At 64.3% G+C, this 17,157-nt stretch carries 15 protein-coding genes; 10 read left to right on the top strand and 5 right to left on the bottom strand.

Features of this window, described 5'->3' with window-relative positions; translation table 11 throughout:
* The 8 genes from ftsW (at position 1) to lpxC (ending at position 9,314) form a co-directional block, all read left to right on the top strand.
* Complete coding sequence (gene ftsW, locus ABIC75_RS08765) at positions 1–1,236, top strand: putative lipid II flippase FtsW (RefSeq protein WP_354013460.1); 1,236 nt, start codon at positions 1–3, stop codon at positions 1,234–1,236.
* Positions 1,233–2,306, top strand: coding sequence for an undecaprenyldiphospho-muramoylpentapeptide beta-N-acetylglucosaminyltransferase (gene murG, locus ABIC75_RS08760; RefSeq protein ID WP_354013459.1), 1,074 nt, complete (start codon positions 1,233–1,235; stop codon positions 2,304–2,306). Before ftsW ends, murG begins: the two co-directional genes overlap by 4 nt.
* Positions 2,303–3,742: a UDP-N-acetylmuramate--L-alanine ligase gene (gene murC / locus ABIC75_RS08755; RefSeq protein WP_354013458.1), complete on the top strand. Its 1,440-nt coding sequence runs from the start codon at positions 2,303–2,305 to the stop codon at positions 3,740–3,742. Before murG ends, murC begins: the two co-directional genes overlap by 4 nt.
* Positions 3,739–4,674 (top strand): D-alanine--D-alanine ligase, encoded by a 936-nt coding sequence (locus tag ABIC75_RS08750; RefSeq protein WP_354013457.1) that lies wholly within the window; start codon positions 3,739–3,741, stop codon positions 4,672–4,674. The genes murC and ABIC75_RS08750 overlap by 4 nt, the downstream gene beginning before the upstream one ends.
* Positions 4,671–5,408, top strand: a complete 738-nt coding sequence (locus ABIC75_RS08745) for a cell division protein FtsQ/DivIB (protein WP_354013456.1) — start codon at positions 4,671–4,673, stop codon at positions 5,406–5,408. Before ABIC75_RS08750 ends, ABIC75_RS08745 begins: the two co-directional genes overlap by 4 nt.
* The gene (gene ftsA, locus ABIC75_RS08740) at positions 5,405–6,637 is read left to right on the top strand and encodes a cell division protein FtsA (protein WP_354013455.1); all 1,233 of its coding nucleotides are present in this window, start codon (positions 5,405–5,407) and stop codon (positions 6,635–6,637) included. The genes ABIC75_RS08745 and ftsA overlap by 4 nt, the downstream gene beginning before the upstream one ends.
* 118 nt (positions 6,638–6,755) lie before the next feature.
* Positions 6,756–7,940: a cell division protein FtsZ gene (gene ftsZ / locus ABIC75_RS08735; RefSeq protein ID WP_354013454.1), complete on the top strand. Its 1,185-nt coding sequence runs from the start codon at positions 6,756–6,758 to the stop codon at positions 7,938–7,940.
* Positions 7,941–8,399: 459 nt separating this feature from the next.
* Entirely contained in the window at positions 8,400–9,314 is a 915-nt protein-coding gene (lpxC, locus tag ABIC75_RS08730) for a UDP-3-O-acyl-N-acetylglucosamine deacetylase (protein WP_121882533.1), read from the top strand.
* 231 nt (positions 9,315–9,545) lie between these two features.
* Here the strand turns inward: lpxC and ABIC75_RS08725 are convergent, their stop codons facing one another.
* Entirely contained in the window at positions 9,546–10,028 is a 483-nt protein-coding gene (locus ABIC75_RS08725) for a DUF721 domain-containing protein (RefSeq protein ID WP_354013732.1), read from the bottom strand.
* A gap of 31 nt (positions 10,029–10,059) precedes the next feature.
* On the opposite strand from ABIC75_RS08725, the gene ABIC75_RS08720 reads away from it, so the two are divergent.
* Positions 10,060–10,989: a M23 family metallopeptidase gene (locus tag ABIC75_RS08720; RefSeq protein WP_354013453.1), complete on the top strand. Its 930-nt coding sequence runs from the start codon at positions 10,060–10,062 to the stop codon at positions 10,987–10,989.
* Positions 10,990–11,235: 246 nt separating this feature from the next.
* Entirely contained in the window at positions 11,236–13,968 is a 2,733-nt protein-coding gene (gene secA / locus ABIC75_RS08715; protein WP_354013452.1) for a preprotein translocase subunit SecA, read from the top strand.
* A gap of 69 nt (positions 13,969–14,037) precedes the next feature.
* Here the strand turns inward: secA and ABIC75_RS08710 are convergent, their stop codons facing one another.
* The 4 genes from ABIC75_RS08710 to pdxA all read right to left on the bottom strand — a co-directional run bounded on the left by ABIC75_RS08710 (position 14,038) and on the right by pdxA (position 17,150).
* Entirely contained in the window at positions 14,038–14,886 is an 849-nt protein-coding gene (locus tag ABIC75_RS08710; protein ID WP_354013451.1) for a symmetrical bis(5'-nucleosyl)-tetraphosphatase, read from the bottom strand.
* Positions 14,886–15,269, bottom strand: a complete 384-nt coding sequence (apaG, locus tag ABIC75_RS08705; RefSeq protein WP_354013450.1) for a Co2+/Mg2+ efflux protein ApaG — start codon at positions 15,267–15,269, stop codon at positions 14,886–14,888. The genes ABIC75_RS08710 and apaG overlap by 1 nt, the downstream gene beginning before the upstream one ends.
* A gap of 85 nt (positions 15,270–15,354) precedes the next feature.
* A complete protein-coding gene (gene rsmA, locus ABIC75_RS08700) occupies positions 15,355–16,143 on the bottom strand; it encodes a 16S rRNA (adenine(1518)-N(6)/adenine(1519)-N(6))-dimethyltransferase RsmA (protein WP_354013449.1) in 789 nt (262 codons plus the stop codon).
* Entirely contained in the window at positions 16,140–17,150 is a 1,011-nt protein-coding gene (gene pdxA / locus ABIC75_RS08695; protein ID WP_354013448.1) for a 4-hydroxythreonine-4-phosphate dehydrogenase PdxA, read from the bottom strand. Before pdxA ends, rsmA begins: the two co-directional genes overlap by 4 nt.
* Positions 17,151–17,157: the final 7 nt, after the last annotated feature.

Genomic DNA, 17,157 nt, shown 5'->3' with positions numbered 1-17,157 from the left:
ATGCTCTTCGACACCAACCAAGCCAAACGACGACAGGGTCCCCGCGGCAGCTTCGACATGCTGCTGGTGATCGCGCTCGTCGGTCTGGCCTGCGTCGGTGTCGTGATGGTCACCTCCAGCTCCATCGCCGTGGCGGACAGCCAGCACATCGGCCCGTTCTACTTTCTCAAGAAGCATCTGCTGTATCTGAGTCTTGGCGTGCTGCTGGGCGGCTTTGCCATGCGTACCGAACTGAAGCTGCTGGAGAAGCACGCCTATCTGCTGCTTGGTGGCGCGGTGTTGCTGCTGCTCATGGTTTTCGTGCCTGGATTTGGCATGCGCATCAATGGTGCGCGCCGCTGGCTCAACTTCTTCATCACCACCTTTCAGCCCGTCGAGGCGGTAAAGCTGATCCTGGTCGTGTACACGGCCAGCTATCTCGTGCGTCATCGCGAGAGCGTGGAAACCAGTTTCTGGGGCCTGTTCAAGCCCATCATGGTGGCGGGCATGTTCGTGGTCCTGCTGTTGCTGCAGCCGGACTTCGGATCGGCCACGCTGATGATCGCGGTCACCATCGGCATGATCTGGATGGGCGGCGCCAAACCCGTGTTCCTCGGCGGCATGGGACTGCCGGTGGTGGCATTGCTGTGGTTCGTGGCGAAGTTCGAGCCGTATCGCATGCGTCGCCTTACATCGTTTGTCGATCCGTGGGCCGATCCGTTCAACGACGGTTTCCAGCTCACGCAGTCGCTGATGGCGATTGGTCGTGGCGAGTGGATGGGCGTGGGCCTGGGTTCGAGCGTGCTCAAGCTGTCCTATCTGCCCGAGGCGCACACCGACTTCATCTTTGCCGTGATCTCCGAAGAGTTTGGCCTCGCCGGCATCCTGTTCGTGATGACGCTGTTTGGCGTCGCGGTGGGGCGCGGCCTGTACCTGGGCGTCAAGGGCATGGAGATCGGCCAGCGGTTCGCCGGCTTCGTGGCTTGCGGCATCTCGCTCATGATCGGCTTGCAGGCGATGGTGTCCATCGGTGTGAACCTTGGCGCGCTGCCGACCAAGGGCCTCACGCTGCCGCTGATCAGCTTTGGTGGTTCGTCCATCGTGCTTACCTGTGCGATGGCGGGTGTGCTGCTGCGGGCCACGTATGAAATCAATCGCGCGCTCGATGCGCGTCAGATGGCTACGCGCATGCCTGCCAACGCGCTGGCGGACGCCAATGCAGCTGCTACGGCAGCGCGGGAGGCAGCGACCGCATGAGCGCGCCCAAGCCCGTGCTGATCATGGCCGGCGGCACCGGTGGCCACATCTTCCCCGGTCTTGCCGTGGCGGAAGCGCTGCGTGCGCGTGGCGTGCCGGTCGTATGGCTCGGCGCCGAAGGCGGCATGGAAACCAAGGTGGTGCCGGCACACGGCATCGAACTGGTCACCGTGCCGGTGGGTGGCTTGCGTGGCAAAGGCTTGAAAACGCGCCTGATGGCCCCGTTCATGCTGGCGCGTGCGTTGCTGTCGTCGTTGTCCGCCTTGCGTCGGATCAAGCCGCGCAGCGTGCTGTCGATGGGCGGCTATGTGGCCGGTCCTGGCGGCGTGGCGGCGCGCATCACGCATCGTCCGTTGCTGGTGCACGAACAGAATCGCGTGGCCGGTTTCACCAATCGCAAGCTCGCCAGCCACGCCCAGCGCGTGCTGGCCGGCTTCAGCGATGCGCTGCCCAACGCCGAATGGGTGGGCAACCCGGTGCGTGGCGCCATCGCCGCGTTGCCGTCGCCGCGCGAACGCATGGGTGGCCGTACCGGGCGTCCGCGCCTGCTCGTGCTTGGGGGCAGCCTCGGCGCGCGCGCACTGAACATCGCGCTGCCCCAGGCGCTGGCCCTCATGTCACCGACGCAGCGCCCGGAAGTGCTGCACCAGTGCGGCAACCGCGGCATCGACGAAGCTCGCGCGGCGTATGCGAAGGCCGGCGTGGAAGCGCAGATCGTGCCCTTCATCGAGGACATGGCCGGCACCTATGCCTGGGCGGACCTCGCCGTGTGCCGCGCCGGCGCACTGACCTTGGCCGAGCTGACGGCTGCCGGGCTCGGCGCCGTGCTCGTGCCGTTCCCGTATGCGGTGGATGACCACCAGACCCGCAATGCCGAGGCGCTCGTCGCCGCGCATGCGGCCGAGTTGATTCAGGAGAAGGATCTGGACGTACAGCAGTTGGCGCAGCGCCTGGAAGCGTTGCTGGATAACCGCGAGCGCATGATCGCGATGGGTGAGGCCGCGCGCACGCTGGCCAAGCCTGATGCCGCGGACGTGATCGCACGTGCCTGCATGGAGGTGGCCGCATGACGCCGCGTCGCCTGCTCGCGCACGAAGATTTGATGACCACCTTCCGTCGCGTGCATTTCATCGGCATCGGCGGCGTGGGCATGAGCGGCATCGCCGAAGTGCTGCACAACCTCGGCTATGCCGTGTCCGGTTCCGACCGCTCCAACTCGCCGACGGCGCAGCGCCTGGCGAGCCTGGGCATCGTGGTGCACGTGGGTCATGCCGCCGAGCACATCGGCGATGCCGACGTGGTGGTTACTTCCAGCGCCATCAAAGCCGAGAACCCGGAATTGCAGGCAGCACGCGCCGCGCGCATTCCGGTGGTGCCGCGCGCCGAGATGCTGGGCGAGCTGATGCGTTTTCGTCGCGGCATTGCCATCGCCGGCACGCACGGCAAGACCACCACCACCAGTCTCGCCGCGAGCGTGCTGGCCGAGGCGAACTACGATCCGACCTTCGTGATCGGTGGTCAGCTCAACGCGGCCGGCGCCAATGCGCGACTGGGCACGGGCCAGTACATCGTGGCCGAAGCCGATGAGTCGGATGGCTCGTTCCTGATGCTGTCGCCGGTGATCGCCGCGATCACCAATATCGACGCGGATCATCTGGAGAACTACAACGGCGACTTCGCCCAGGTGAAGAAGGCGTTCGACGATTTCCTGCATCGACTGCCGTTCTACGGTTTGGCCGTGTTGTGCGTCGACGATCCGGAAGTGGCTGCGCTGGCGAAGTCGACCACGCGCCGCGTGATGACCTACGGCATCGACACCCAGGACGCCGACGTGCGCGCGAGCAACCTCTCGCAGCACGGTTTCGAAATGCATTTCGACTTGTGGCTGCCGGGTCGCAACGACGCGCTGCACGTGAAGTTGAACCTGCCGGGCCGCCACAACGTGCTCAACGCGCTGGCGGCCGCCACCATCGGTTGGCAGCTGGGTGTGGAAGCCGAAGCAATTGCGCGCGCGCTCGAAGCCTTCCAGGGCGTGGGTCGCCGCTTCCATCGCCGCGGCGAGATCGCGCTGGACAAGGGCAACGTGTTGCTGGTCGACGACTACGGCCATCATCCGCGCGAACTGGCGGCGGTGTTCGCCGCTGCGCGTGGCGGCTGGCCGGATCGCCGCCTCGTGGTCGGGTTCCAGCCGCATCGCTACAGCCGCACGCGCGACCTGTTGGACGACTTCGCCAACGTGCTGGCCGAAGCCGATGTGCTGGTGCTGACCGAAGTCTACGCGGCGGGTGAAGCGCCGATTGCCGGTGCCGACGGCCGCGCCCTGGCACGCGCCGTGCGCGCACGCGGCAAGGTCGATCCGGTGCTGGTCGATCATCCGCGCGATCTGAAGGACACGCTGCCCGCGCTGCTGCGCGACGGCGATCTGTTGCTGCTGCTTGGCGCCGGCGATATCGGCGCGGCGGCGGTGGAGCTGGCCAACACTGGCCATTTGAGGACGAACAAGTGAGCAAGACGATCACCGATCCCGCACAGTTTGGCCGCGTCGCCGTCGTCATGGGCGGCAGCTCGGCCGAGCGCGAGGTCTCGCTGGATTCCGGCCGCAACGTGCTCGCTGCGCTGCGGGCACGCGGCGTCGACGCGCACGCCATCGACGGCATCCCGGCGCTGCTCGACGCTGTGCGCGCGGGTCACTTCGCGCGTGTGTTCAACATTCTCCATGGCGGCGGTGGCGAGAACGGCGAGCTGCAGGGCGCGCTGCAGTCGCTGCGCGTGCCGTTCACCGGCTCGGGCGTGCTTGGTTCGGCGCTGTCGCTGGACAAGATCCGCGCCAAGCTGGTGTGGCAGGCGATCGGTTTGCCGACGCCGAAGTTCAAGGCGTTGCCGCGTGGTGCCGACGTGCACGCCGCTGCGCGCGAGATCGGTTTTCCGTTGATCGTGAAGCCCGCCTGGGAAGGTTCCAGCGTTGGCGTCACGCGCGTGTTCGACGAGAGCGGCCTCGATGCCGCTGTTGAGCTGGCGCAGAAGTATCCCGGCGACATGCTGATGGAAACGCTGATCGAAGGCGGCGAGTACACCGTCGGCATTCTCGATCGCCAGGTGCTGGCCACCATCAACATCGTGCCCAAGGGCGAGTACTACGACTACAACGCCAAGTACATCGCCGAAGACACGCAGTACATCTGCCCGGGTCTGCGCGGCGATGACGAGCGCGAGATGCAGGAGCTGGCGCTGCGTGCGTTCGATGCGCTGGCGTGTTCCGGCTGGGGTCGCGTGGATGTGATGCGCGACAAGCAGGGCCGCAACTGGCTGCTGGAAGTGAACACCGCGCCGGGCATGACCTCGCATTCGCTGGTGCCCAAGGCGGCGGCCGTCGCGGGCATCGACTACCAGACGCTGTGCTGGCGCGTGCTGGAAACGAGCTTCCGGGAGGGCGTGTGAGGGGAACTGTCCGCCTCGTTGCCTGGGTTCTGGCCATTGCGCTGGTGGCGCTGCCGATCGTCGGCGTGCTGCGCGGATGGTTTGCGGCCAATCGCTGGCCGGTGACCCAGTTGACGGTGCAAGCCGAGTTCAAGCACGTGACCGAGGACGAGCTCCGTTCGGTCGTGATGCCGCGCCTCGGCAAGGGGTTCTTCGCGCTCGATCTCGATGGCGTGCAGAAAGCGGTGGCTGCGCTGCCGTGGGTGGAATCGGTGGAGGCGCGCAAGCGTTGGCCCGACACGCTGATCCTGCGCATCTACGAGCGCCAGCCGTTCGCGCGCTGGAACGAGAAGCAGCTGATCAGTCGCCAGGGCCTGGTGTTCGACGTGCCCGACGTATCGGCCAACGTCGATCTGCCGGACCTGCGCGGCCCCGATGCGCGGCTGGCCGAAGTGGTGAGCTTCTATGCGGAAACGCAGAAGGCGTTCGCCAACACCAAATTGAAAATCACCGGCGTTTCGCTTACCGAGCGAGGCAGCTGGAGTCTCACCACGAGCAACGGTGCGCAGATCGTCATCGGCGATCGCGACCAGGCGGGCCGTCGCCTGCGCCGCTTCCTCGATGTCTATCCCCAATTGATGGCGGGCCATAGCGATGGCTTTGCCTATGCCGATCTTCGATACACCAATGGATTTGCCGTTCGATGGCCGCCCCAGGCGAGCACCGTGAACGCTGGAGGCTCACCCCGCACATGAAGACCAAGAACGACAAGCAGCTAGTCGTCGGCCTCGACATCGGCACCTCGAAAGTGGTGGCGATCGTGGGCGAGTACGAGCCTGGTGAACCGATCGAGGTGATCGGTATCGGCACGCACGTGTCGCGCGGCATGAAGCGCGGCTCGGTGGTCGACATCGAATCGACGGTGCATTCTATCCAGCGCGCGGTGGAAGAGGCCGAGCTGATGGCGGGCTGCGATATCCGCTCCGTCTACGCCTCCATTTCCGGCAGCCACCTGGAAACCAAGAACTCGCACGGCACGGCAGCGATCCGCGATCGCGAAGTGACGCCGGGCGACCTGGACCAGGTACTGGAAGCGGCCAGCGCCGTCGCCATCCCGGCCGATCGCAAGGTTCTCTATAAAGAGTCGCAGGAGTACCGCATCGACGGCCAGGATGGCATCCGCTCCCCGGTGGGCATGAGCGGCGTGCGCCTGGAAGCGAGCGTGCACCTGGTCACCGGCGCCGCAGCGGCGGTGCAGAACATCAGCAAGTGCATCCAGCGTTGCGGCCTCACCGTCGATGAACTCGTGCCGTCCGCCGTGGCCAGCGCCAAATCGGTACTCACCGATGACGAGCGCGAGCTGGGCGTGTGCCTGGTGGACATCGGCGCGGGCACCACCGACATCTCCATCTATACGCAAGGCGCGATCCGTTACACCAAGTCGCTGCCGGTGGGTGGCGACCAGGTGACCAATGACATCGCCTATGGCGTGCACACGCCGACCGCGCATGCCGAGGAAATCAAGATCAAGTACGCCTGTGCGCTGGCACAGCTGGCACATGCCGAGGAAACCATCCAGGTGCCGAGCGTGGGCGATCGTCCGCCGCGTCGTCTCGCGCGCCAGTCGCTGGCCCAGTCGGTGCAGGCGCGCTACGAAGAAATCTTCGAGATGGTGCAGGACGAGCTGCGCCGCTCCGGCTACGAGAGCCTGGTCGCGGCCGGCGTGGTGCTCACCGGCGGTGCCTCGCGCATGGAAGGTGCGCTGGAACTGGCCGAGGAGATCTTCCACAAGATGGTGCGCGTGGGCGTGCCGCAACACGTGAGTGGCCTGGGCGAGGTCGTTGCCAATCCGCTGCATTCCACCGGCGTGGGCCTGCTGCTGCACGGCGCGCGCTCGGGCGGCATGCGCGTCAGCGGCCCCAGCGGCGGCAGCGTGGGCGGCCTGGTCGACAAGTTGCGCGGCTGGATCACCAAGAATTTTTGATTTGGGCAGGGCATGAGGCCAGGCCTAGGACGAATGGATGTTCGTCCGCCACCTCGGGGCGACAGGAACGTCGGCACCCGCGGTTACAACGACAACGATGCTCTACGGAGGACGGGAAATGTTTGAACTGATCGAAAAACTCGCACCCAATGCAGTAATCAAGGTCATCGGCGTGGGCGGCGGCGGCGGTAATGCCGTGGCACACATGCTCAATGCAAACATCGAAGGCGTCGAGTTCGTCGTCGCCAATACTGATTCGCAGGCGATGAAGAGCTGCGGTTCGCGTACGCACCTGCAGCTCGGCGCCAACGTCACCAAGGGTCTGGGTGCCGGTGCCAATCCGGAAGTGGGCCGCCAGGCCGCGCTGGAAGACCGCGAGCGTATCGAGGAAATGCTCGAAGGCGCGGACATGGTGTTCATCACCGCCGGCATGGGCGGTGGTACCGGTACGGGCGCGGCGCCGGTCGTGGCCCAGCTCGCCAAGGAAAAGGGCATCCTGACGGTCGCGGTGGTCACCAAGCCGTTCCCGTTCGAAGGTCGCCGCCGCATGCAGGTCGCCGCCAAGGGCATCGAAGACCTGTCGCAGCACGTCGATTCGCTCATCACCGTGCCGAACGAGAAGCTGCTGTCGGTGCTTGGCCGCGAAGTGACGCTTCTTAATGCGTTCAAGGCCGCCAACGACGTGCTGCTCGGCGCCGTGCAGGGCATTGCCGACCTGATCACCGCCCCGGGCCTGATCAACGTCGACTTTGCCGACGTGCGTACTGTGATGTCCGAAATGGGCATGGCCATGATGGGCTCAGGCACCGCCCGCGGCGACGACCGCGCCCAGGCTGCCGCCGAGGCCGCCATCAACAACCCGCTGCTGGAAGACGTCAATCTCAACGGCGCCTGCGGCATCCTCGTCAACGTCACGGCGGGTCCGAACCTGACCATGCGCGAATTTGACGAGATCGGTCGCATCATCCATGACTTCGCCAGCGAAGACGCCACCGTGGTGATGGGCACCTCGCTCGACCCGGAAATGCAGGACGACGTTCGCGTCACGGTGGTGGCCACTGGCCTCAACCGCGCCGCTGCCACGCGCCAGCCGCAGCGTCCGGTCGTCGCACAGCAGGTGGAGATGCGCCAGCGTCCGCGTCCGGTGGTGCTGCGTACGGGTACCGGCAATGAAGTGGTCGACTATGCCCAGCCGGAAACCACCACGACCAGCCGCGTCGAGACGGGCGGTCCGGCCAAGAACGCCGATCCGAGCTTCGACTACCTGGACATTCCGGCCTTCCTGCGCCGTCAGGCGGACTGAACAAACTGACTGGGCAAATAATTTGAAGAAAAATTGAACAAATCGCCGGTTTCACTTGTCAGTAACGAATCGTGCCTGGGAACTGTCCCAACGGAACCCCTGCGCGAGCCTGTTTTCCTGCCCTTCGGGGCGGTGGCTTGGCTGACGCTATTCCGGCGCTTGTTCTCGAGATGTAGGGCCATGCTTCATGGATGAGCATGACCGGCCAGGAAATGATTTTCTGGCCTGGTCCAACGCCCCGAGACCGGATCCCGTCCCGGTCCGGGGCGTTGCGCTTAAGTTAAGTCATTGAAAGTACTTGGGAAAATGCTGCGCACCCCATGAATGGAACGCATTCATGAATGAAAGGAGCATGAAAGGGTGAACAGTGTGTGTGGCGCGGATCGCCTTTTCACAGGTTAAGACTGTGTTAGCATCCGTTCCCTAATTTGGCTGCTGCCCCTTACAGGTACCAAAAAAATGATCAAGCAGCGTACGCTCAAGAACATCATTCGCGCCACCGGCGTCGGTCTGCATACCGGCGACAAGGTGTACATGACGCTTCGTCCCGCTGCCCCGAATACGGGCATCGTGTTTCGTCGTACCGATCTGAATCCGCCGGTCGAAATCTACGCGCGTCCCGACAACGTCGGCGATACGCGTCTGTCGACCACGCTGGTCAATGGCGATGTCCGTGTTTCGACGGTGGAACATCTCCTGTCGGCAATGGCCGGCCTCGGCATCGACAATGCCTATGTCGATTTGTCCGCGCCGGAAGTGCCGATCATGGACGGCAGCGCAGGTCCCTTCGTGTTCCTGCTGCAGTCGGCCGGCATCGAGGAACAGAATGTCGCCAAGCGCTTCATCCGCATCAAGAAGCCGATCAAGGTGCAGGACGGCGACAAGTGGGCGAGCTTTGAGCCGTTCGAAGGCTTCAAGGTCGGTTTCTCGATCGAGTTCAACCACCCGATCATCAGCAAGCGCACCTCGCGCGCCGAAATCGACTTCTCCACCACCTCGTTCGTGAAGGAAGTGAGCCGCGCTCGCACCTTCGGTTTCATGCGTGACATCGAAATGCTGCGCGAACACAACCTCGCGCTCGGCGGCTCGATGGACAACGCCGTGGTGCTCGACGACTACCGCGTGCTCAACGAAGACGGCCTGCGTTACGAGGACGAGTTCGTGAAGCACAAGATCCTCGACGCGATCGGCGATCTGTACCTGCTGGGCCATAGCCTGGTCGGTGCGTACTACGCCCACAAGTCGGGCCACGAGCTCAACAACAAGCTCCTGCGCACCCTGATGGCCGACGCCACGGCCTGGGAAGAGGTCAGCTTCGCGGACGATCCGGCCACCTCGCCGATCTCCTATGCCCACCCGGCACAGGCGATCTGATCGCCTCGCGATCCGCTAAGTCCTCGACAAACCTGAACAAACTGAACGGCCGCGTCCCAGGGACGCGGCCGTTTGTTTTGTGATATACCTCCCGCCTTCTATTGGCAGCTGTTCACGTACTGATGACGTCGGGGTCTATCAGGTTCGTGGGGGCATGGTATAAACCCATGAGCGCCGACCGAAGGGTCGGTGTCAGGGAAGTACGTCAATGGAGCTTGCCGGAACCCAGCGTCAGCGGGTTTCGTCGGATCGGGAATCAGAAACTTCGGCGATGGACGCCAATTCGAGGAACAGTTCCCGCAATTCGGGGTCTGTGGTTGAGGCTGCGGCGGCTCTCAAGTGAGAGGCGGCAGCTGGCGAAAGCGGTTTTGACCGATCCGGCACGTTTTCTGTCGGTGGTTGGGGGGCCACTTTCACGGTGACTGAACTGGCGTACGTGCCTACGGCACGTGCGGTCGAGAGGATTTGCGTCTGGAGAAGACGCAGCCTGGCGGCCAGAGCCGGCGAGGGAGCCAGAAAAACGAGGCGTCCGTCTTTCAGGTTGGCGAAGCGAACCTGTTCGCGGAGTGGTGACGGTAACGTCTGGCGCAGTGCGCGATCCAAGGCATCAAGCTCACGGGCTTTACGGGCCAGTGAGGCAATAGGGCCGAAATCGGTAATGGCTTTGAGGCCGGAACCGGAGCGGCGATAGGGCTTTGAATCATCGCGCTGCATGGATGCCGACATCTTCTGACGTAAAAACAATATGCAAATCATACTTGTGTCCCGCACCAAAAAGGTGCCGAAAACCTGGAATCTCGCCGACCGGCGCCTGCGCTTTCGCCTCTTTGGGGCGGTGGCGGCAGCCATCCTGGCGTGTGCGGGACTGGGCGGTGCGGTGGCCATGGCGGTGTCCAGCCCGCACGACCGGGCGCTGGCGGAAATTCGCCGCCTCCGGCAACAGGTGCAGCAGCAGAACGAGCAGCTCACCGGCGTGCGCAAGGATGCCCAGCGCGATATCGATGCGCTGGCGGTAAAACTGGGCCAGCTGCAGGCGCAGTCCACCCGATTGAACGCGCTGGGTGAGCGCTTGACCCAGGTCGGCAAGCTCGACGACGGTGAATTCAATTTCGATGAGCAGCCGGCGGTGGGTGGTGTGGAAGACACGGCGGACAGCGGCTACTCGCTGCCGCAGAACCTCGACACCAGCATCAACCAGCTCGCCAACCAGTTCGATAGCCAGCAGGCGCAGCTTTCTGCGCTGCAGAGCCTGCTGCTGGACGCGAAGATCGAGTCCAATCTCAAGCCCACCGGGATGCCGGTCGAAGGCTACATTTCCTCCTACTTTGGTGGCCGCCCGGACCCGTTCAGCGGTCATAGCGCCTATCACACCGGCCTGGATATCTCGGCACCCAAGGGCACGCCGGTCCATGCGGTGGCCGAGGGCATGGTCACTTATGCGGGCGAGCGCACAGGCTATGGCGAGGTCATTGAGATAGACCATGGCAATGGCTACATGACCCGCTATGCCCACAACAGCCGGCTCGAAGTCAGTCCGGGCCAGCGCGTGCACGTCGGCGATGTCGTTTCCGAAGCCGGCTCCACGGGCCGCTCCACGGGCTCTCACGTGCATTTCGAGGTTTGGTACAAGGGCCGCGTGGTCAATCCGCTGGCTTTCGTGAAGAACCATCGCTGAGCGTGCGCCCAAGGGGCGCCCACGACGCCCTTGAAAGCCTTTCGGCGCGCCGCCACTCCATGGTCGGGGCGATGATGGGGGAGTCTGCGGCGTTGGCCTGTAAAGGTTGCCGCACGTCGCTATGCCAGCGGGCAAGTGCGGCGGCACGGCGTTTGGGATAGCCCGCGGACCCTAGTATCATCAATCCTTTCGTCCTGCCTGGATTTTCCGGGCAGGCGGTTCATGAATCTTAGATCCGGAAGATCGATGCTCAATCGTGCCCTGACGAGCCTTTTCGGTAGCCGCAACGAACGTGTGCTGCGCCAGCTCTCCAAGAATGTCGCGCGCATCAATGCGCTGGAACCCGAGTTCGAGAAGCTGAGCGACGAGGCGCTGCGCGCCAAGACCGACGAGTTCAAGCAACGCGTTGCCGCGGGCGAGTCGCTGGACAAGCTGCTGCCGGAAGCGTTCGCGGTGGTGCGCGAGGGCGCCAAGCGCGTGCTCGGCATGCGTCATTACGATGTGCAGCTGATCGGCGGCATGGTGCTGCACTCGGGCCGCATTGCCGAAATGCGCACCGGTGAAGGCAAGACGCTGGTCGGTACGCTGCCGGTGTACCTTAATGCGCTCGAAGGCAAGGGCGTGCACGTCGTTACCGTGAACGACTACCTCGCCCGCCGCGACTCGGCCCAGATGGGCAAGCTGTATGGCTTCCTCGGCCTGACCACCGGCGTGGTGTGGCCGGGCATGGATCACTCCGACAAGCATGCGGCGTACTCGGCCGACATCACCTACGGCACCAACAACGAATTCGGTTTCGACTACCTGCGCGACAACATGGCGCTCAGCAAGGACCAGCGCTATCAGCGTGGCCTGCATTACGCCATCGTCGACGAAGTGGACTCCATCCTCATCGACGAAGCGCGCACGCCGCTGATCATCTCCGGCCCGGCCGAGGATTCCCCGCAGTTGTATCTGGCGGTGAACAAGATCGTGCCCAAGATGATCCGTCAGGAGAAGGAAGACGCCGCCGGCGATTATTTCGTCGACGAGAAGCAGAAGCAGGTGCACCTGTCCGAAGAGGGCATGTCGCACGCCGACGAACTGCTGCGCCAGGCCGGCGTGATCGATGCGGACAGCGGCCTGTACGATTCGAAGAACCTGGCCGTCGTGCATCACTTGAATGCCGCGCTGCGCGCCAATGCGATCTATCACCGCGATGTCGACTACATCGTGCGCGACGGCGAAGTGATCATCGTCGATGAGTTCACCGGCCGTACGCTGGCGGGCCGTCGCTGGTCCGATGGTTTGCACCAGGCGGTGGAAGCGAAGGAAGGCGTGCCGATCCAGCGCGAGAACCAGACGCTCGCCACGATCACCTTCCAGAACCTGTTCCGCATGTACAAGAAGCTGGCCGGCATGACCGGTACGGCCGATACGGAAGCCTACGAATTCCAGCAGATCTACGGCCTGGAAGTGGTGGTGATCCCCACCCACAAGCCGATGATCCGCCAGGACAACCCGGACATGGTCTTCCTTGGCCAACAGGCCAAGTACAACCATGTGATCGAGGACATCAAGGATTGCCACAAGCGCGGGCAGCCGGTGCTGGTGGGCACCACGTCCATCGAAGTATCCGAGCTGCTGTCGAACCTGCTGCGCAAGGAAAAGATTCCGCACGAAGTGCTCAACGCCAAGCAGCACGAGCGCGAAGCGCACATCGTGGCGCAGGCCGGTGCGCCCGGTTCGGTGACCATCGCCACCAACATGGCCGGTCGCGGTACCGACATCGTGCTCGGCGGCAGCCTGGAAGCAGCGCTCGCGCAGCTGCCGGAAGATGCCTCCGACGCCGACCGCGCCAAGGTCAAGGCCGAGTGGAAGAAGCGTCACGAGCAGGTGCTGTCTGCGGGCGGCCTGCACATCGTGGGCACCGAGCGCCACGAGTCGCGTCGTATCGACAACCAGCTGCGTGGCCGTTCGGGCCGTCAGGGTGACCCGGGTTCCTCGCGCTTCTATTTGTCGCTGGAAGACAACCTGCTGCGCATCTTCGCCGGCGACTGGGTCGGTCGCTGGATGCGCATGTTCGGCATGAAGGAAGAAGACGCGCTGGAAGACCGCATGGTCAGCCGTCAGATCGAAAAGGCGCAGCGCAAGGTCGAGCAGCACAACTTCGACATCCGCAAGCACCTGCTGGAATTCGACGACGTCGCCAACGACCAGCGCAAGGTGATCTACGCCCAGCGCGACGAGCTGCTGGTGGTCGATGACGTGTCCGACACCATTGCCGACATCCGCGACGATGTGGTGAGCGACGTGGTGCATCGCTACGTGCCGGCCGACAGCATCGATGAGCAGTGGGACATCGCCGGTCTGGATCGCGAGCTGGAAAGCGAGTTCGGCCTGTCACTCGACCTGCAGCCGTGGATCGAGCAGCAGCACGAGATCGACGACAAGATGATCCTGGAGCACGTGCGCCAGGCAGTCGAACAACTGTTCAAGGCCAAGGAACAGCAGATCGGCGCCGACACCATGCGTCAGCTCGAGAAGCACATCATGCTCAGCGTGGTGGACAACGCGTGGAAGGAGCATCTGGCGAGCATGGATTACCTGCGCCAGGGCATCTATCTGCGCGGCTATGCGCAGAAGCAGCCCAAGCAGGAATTCAAGCGCGAGTCGTTCGAGCTGTTCTCCAGCATGCTCGATCGTATCAAGACCGAAGTGGTGCAGATGCTGGCCCGTGTGCGTGTGCGCAGCGAGGAAGAAGTGGCCGCGATGGAAGCCGAGCAGCAGCGCTTGGCCGAACGCCTGCAGCGCCAGATGCTGGCGAGCGGTGGCGGCGCGCCAGTAGCGGCGCTTGGCGCAGATGCCGAAGCGGTGGCCGCCGGCAGCATGACGGCGCCGACGAGCGCGCAGCAGGACGGTCCGCGCGTGGGTCGCAACGATCCATGCCCGTGCGGGTCCGGCAAGAAGTACAAGCACTGCCACGGTCAGCTCAGCTGATAGAAAGAAACCCCGCCAAGGCGGGGTTTCTTTTTGGGTGTTTCGTTTCACATGACGACGACCGGGTGATCAGTCGCCACCGGGAACCTTCTTTCGATAAGGCTCCGCATCCACTGTGACGTATTGCGGCTCTTCCGAATCGAGGCGCAGCGCGGTGAGCTGTCCGCCCCACACGCAGCCCGTGTCGATCGCGTAAATGCCGATGCCTGCGAAGCGGCCCAGTGCCGACCAGTGCCCGCAGACGATGCGCGACTCGCGCCGGCGCATGCCCGGCACTTCGAACCACGGATACATGCCCGGCTTCTGCGTGCCCGGCACGCCCTTGCTTTCGAAGTCGATGCGGCCGTGGATGTCGCAATAGCGCATGCGCGTAAGCGTATTGATCGATGCGCGCATCCGCTCGATGCCTTGCAGGCGGCTGTTCCACGCGGCGGGGCGATTGCCGAAGAGATTCTTCAGCAGTCGCGGATGACGGGGGCCGCCGAGTTCGCGCTCGATTTCCTGCGCCGAGCGCTGCGCCTGGCGCAGCGTCCACATGGGCGCCATGCCCGCGTGCACCATGGTCCAGTTGAGCTGCTCGTCGTGATGCAGCAGCTTCTGCGAGCGCAGCCACTCCAGCAACACGGGCGCATCGTCAGCGAACAGCACTTCGCGCAGTTCGGGATTGACCTTGGACTGCGCCTCGGGACGCCGCTGCGCGATGGCCAGCAGGCTGAGGTCGTGGTTGCCCAGTGTGACGATGGATTGCTCGCGCAGGCCGTGGATCAGCCGCAGCGTTTGCAGTGACTGCCCGCCACGATTGACCAGGTCACCGCAGAACCACAGGCGATCGACGGAAGGATCGAAGCGGATCTTGTCGAGCAGGCGTTGAAGTTCGGGAAGGCAGCCCTGCACATCACCGATTGCGTACGTAGCCATCAGTGCAGGGTACGCGGAATCGACAGGGTGAACGGCGGAATCGCAGCTTCGAAACGGGTGCCGTCGTCGGCCACCATCTGGTAGCTGCCCTGCATGACACCCACCGAGGTCTCCAGCACCGCGCCCGAGGTGTACTCGTATTCGTCGCCTGGACGAATCCACGGCTGTTCGCCGACCACACCTTCGCCGGTGACTTCTTCGACCTTACCGTTGGCGTCGGTGATGATCCAGTGGCGCGTCAACAGGCGCGCGGCGATATCGCCCGCGTTGTGCAGCGTGATCGTGTAGGCGAAAACATAGCGGTTGTCGCCGGGACGGGATTGGTCGGGGACAAAGCGGGGTTCGACCTGCACGTCGATCGTGTAGGAAGATCTTTCATTCATGGCCCGATTGTACGGGTTGTCGGGTCACATGGGTAAAGCTTACGGGCGCGGAATGGCTTCCGAAAAACGGACCCGCGCCGGCCTTTCATCCGCCGTGCGGCACGCGGGCGAGGCGGACGTAGTCGTCAGGTGAAAGCGTTTCCGCGCGTGCCTTCGGATCCACGTCGGCGGCCAGGATGGCGCTGCTGTCCATCACGTTCTTGAGGGCGTTGCTCAGCGTCTTTCGGCGCTGCGCGAAGGCGGCCTTCACGATGGTGTGAATGCGTTCGGGATCGGCATCGGGCAATTGGTCAGGACCGAGCGGCACCAGTCGCACGACGGCCGAGTCCACCTTCGGCGGCGGCCGGAACGCACCGGGCGGCACGACGAACAGCGGCTCGACGCGGCACACCAGCTGAAGCATGACGGACAGCCGCCCATAGACCTTGCTGCCGGGCTCGGCGGCCATGCGGTCCACCACTTCCTTCTGCAGCATGAAGTGCATGTCCTGGATGGACTTGGCGTGCTCCACGCAATGGAACAGGATCGGGCTGGAGATGTAATACGGCAGGTTGCCGGCGACGCGCAGGCGCTCCACACCGTGACGATGCGCCAGTGCCGTGAAATCCACCTTCAGCACGTCCGAATGGATGATGCTCAGCTCACCCACGCTGGCAGCGCGCGCCTGCAGGTCGGGGATGAGGTCGGTATCCAATTCGATGGCGGTGAGCTTGCCCGCCGCGGCGAGCAACGGCAGCGTGAGCGCGCCTTCGCCCGGGCCGATCTCGACCACGAAATCGTCGGCACGCGGCGAGATGGCGCTGACGATGCGCTCGATGTAGCGCTTCTCGTGCAGGAAGTGCTGGCCGAAACTTTTCTTGGGGCGGGCGTTCATGAGTGTCCTTGCGCGATGGCGCTGCGTCGAGCCACAAGCTCGAGCGCCATCCGGGTGGCCGCGATCAGGCTGGCCGGATCGCCGCGGCCGGTGCCGGCCAGATCGAGCGCCGTGCCATGGTCGACGGAGGTGCGGATGAAGGGCAGGCCGAGCGTGAGGTTCACCGTGCGGTCGAACGCTTCGCTCTTCAGCACCGGCAGCGCCTGGTCGTGGTACATCGCGAGCACCGCGTCGTAGCGTTCGCGCAGTGCCGGCACAAAGGCGGTATCCGCCGGCAACGGCCCGAGCAGATGCATGCCCTCGGCGCGCAACGCGTCGAGCGTGGGGATGATGGTGTCCAGTTCCTCGCGACCGAGATGCCCGCCTTCACCCGCATGCGGGTTGAGGCCAAGCACGGCGATGCGTGGTTCGACCAGGCCGAACTTCCCTCGCAGTTCGCGATGCGCGATGCGCAGCACGCGCACCAACGTATCGTGGGTGATCGCCGCGGGTACCGCGGCCAGCGGAAGATGCGTGGTGGCCAGCGACACGCGCAGCTCCGGGCTGGCCAGCATCATCACCACGTCGGCGCGTGCGCGTTCGGCGAAAAATTCGGTGTGGCCGCTGAAGGGAATGCCGGCTTCGTTGATCGACGACTTCTGCAACGGTGCAGTGACGATGGCGGCGTAGCGACCTTCCAGGCAGCCATCGGCGGCCTCGGCGAGCGTGGCCAGCACGTGCTTGGCATTCGCCGGGTCGGGCCTGCCAGGTGTCTCCGTGGCGCCGAGTGGGATGTGCTGCACACGCAGTTGGCCGGGCGTGCGTTCGGTGATGTCGCCGCCGTCGTCATCGATCAATTCGACCGCCTGGCCGCAGCGCTGCGCGGCGCGCTCCAGCAGCGCGCGATCGGTGACCGCAACGAAATTGGCCGCCAGCGGAGTGGCGGCCAATCGAATGATGAGCTCGGGCCCGATCCCCGCTGGCTCACCTGCGGTGATGGCCAGCCGGGGCAGGGTCTGGGTGTTCAATGCGGCC

It is taken from the genome of Dyella japonica, from assembly GCF_040545895.1.
Lineage (GTDB): Bacteria > Pseudomonadota > Gammaproteobacteria > Xanthomonadales > Rhodanobacteraceae > Dyella > Dyella japonica_D.
The sequence above is the reverse complement of the archived record's forward strand: the minus strand, read 5'-3'. Positions and strand labels throughout refer to the sequence as shown.